Source organism: Streptococcus sp. HMSC064H09 (assembly GCF_001812625.1).
Classification (GTDB): domain Bacteria; phylum Bacillota; class Bacilli; order Lactobacillales; family Streptococcaceae; genus Streptococcus.
The window spans coordinates 1-1,800 of sequence record NZ_KV809590.1; the positions used below are offsets into that span (position 1 = coordinate 1).

The window sequence follows — 1,800 nt, forward strand, 5'->3', positions numbered from 1 at the left end:
ACGTTTGTGCTTAGGATCTTTCACTTCAGAAGTTGATTCTGAGGCACTTGTTGAGGCTGACTCGGAAGCACTTGTTGATGCAGAGGCTGAAAGACTCGCTGAAGTACTCAATGATGTTGAAATACTTGTTGAAGCACTTGTTCTTTCAGAGGCACTCAAGAATGCTGATGTAGAAGCTGACTCTGATACTGAAACTCTTGATGAAGCGGATTCTGATGTAGATACACTTACTGAAGTTGATACTGAGGCGGAGACTGATGCAGACAATGACGCAGATACACTTGTTGAGGCTGAAAGACTTGCTGATGTACTCAACGAAGTTGAAATACTTGTTGAAGTGCTTGTGCTTTCAGAGGCACTCAAGGATGCTGATGTAGAAGCAGATTCTGAAGTAGATGCTAAAGCTGATGTGCTCTCTGATTCTGAGGCAGACACTGAAGCTGATTCAGATGCGCTTACAGATTTTGAGACAGAGACTGAAGCAGATGTGCTTGCGCTTTGCGACTCGCTCAACGATACAGACTCACTTGTTGAAATCGAAGCACTTACTGAGGCTGATTGTGATTCAGACACAGACGCACTCGCTGAAACTGACTCTGAGGCACTTATTGATTCTGATGCGCTTGCTGAAGTCGACGCTGAGACGCTAGCCGAAGTCGATTCTGAGGCAGAAACTGAAGCGGATTCAGAGGCACTTGCTGATTCTGACGCTGAAACGCTTGATGAAGCGGATTCTGAGTTTGAAACAGACTGTGAGGCTGAAATTGATTCACTTACTGATGATGATTCTGAATTTGACTCGGATTGCGATGTTGATGTTGATTCGCTCTCTGAAGCTGAAACTGAGTTTGATACTGATTGTAATTCTGAGATTGAAGCACTTAATGATACAGACACTGAATTAGAGACTGATTGTGATTCTGAAACAGATACACTCAATGACGCTGACTCACTCAAGGAGGCTGATTCAGAAGCCAAAACTGATGCACTTGTGCTCTCTGATTCACTCAAGGATACAGACTCACTAGTTGAAACTGAAGCACTTAATGAAGCTGAAACTGAATTTGAGTCGGATTGTGACATTGATGTCGACTCACTCTCTGAAGCTGAAACTGAGTTTGAAATAGACTGTGATGCTGAGACAGAAGCACTTGTTGATGCAGACACTGAATTAGAGACTGATTGTAATCCTGAAACTGATGCACTCAATGACGCCGACTCACTCAAGGATGTTGAGTTAGATGTTGAAACCGATTCACTTGTTGAAATGAAGCTTGAAGCCGAGTTCGAAACAGATTCAACAGTTGAAATAATCGCAGAAATTGAAGCACTGAAAGCTTGAGACTGACTTTCAAATACAGAAGCACTTAATGAGCTCGATGTACTCAATGACACTGATTCAGAAGCCGAAACTGATGCACTTGTGCTCTGCGATTCACTCAATAATGCTGACTCACTAGCTGAAACTGATGCACTTACTGACGATGAAACTGAGTTTGACTCAGATTGTGACTCAGAGATTGACGCACTTTCTGAAGTCGAAACTGAATTTGATTCTGATTGTGAAGCTGATGTCGACTCACTCTCTGAAGCTGACTCGTAATTTGAGATTGATTGAGAGATCGATGTTGATGCACTTTCAGATGCTGATGTTGAGTTCGATTCAGACTGTGATGTTGATGTTGACGCACTTTCTGAAGCTGAGACTGAATTTGATTCCAGCTGTGATGTGCTTACTGATGCACTTACTGACGCAGAAACTGAGCTTGATTCGGATTGTGACGCTGACGTTGATTCACT

The 1,800-nt window shown here is 42.9% G+C and carries 1 protein-coding gene and 1 pseudogene; both read left to right on the top strand.

The features are described 5' to 3' along the window. A pseudogene (locus HMPREF2867_RS11775) lies at nt 1-1,342 on the top strand (hypothetical protein); the annotation flags it as partial. Between the two features lie 81 nt (nt 1,343-1,423). Continuing rightward, nucleotides 1,424-1,603 carry a hypothetical protein gene (locus HMPREF2867_RS11780; protein WP_060971370.1) on the top strand — a complete coding sequence of 60 codons (180 nt, stop codon included), beginning with the start codon at nt 1,424-1,426 and terminating at the stop codon, nt 1,601-1,603. Nucleotides 1,604-1,800: the final 197 nt, after the last annotated feature.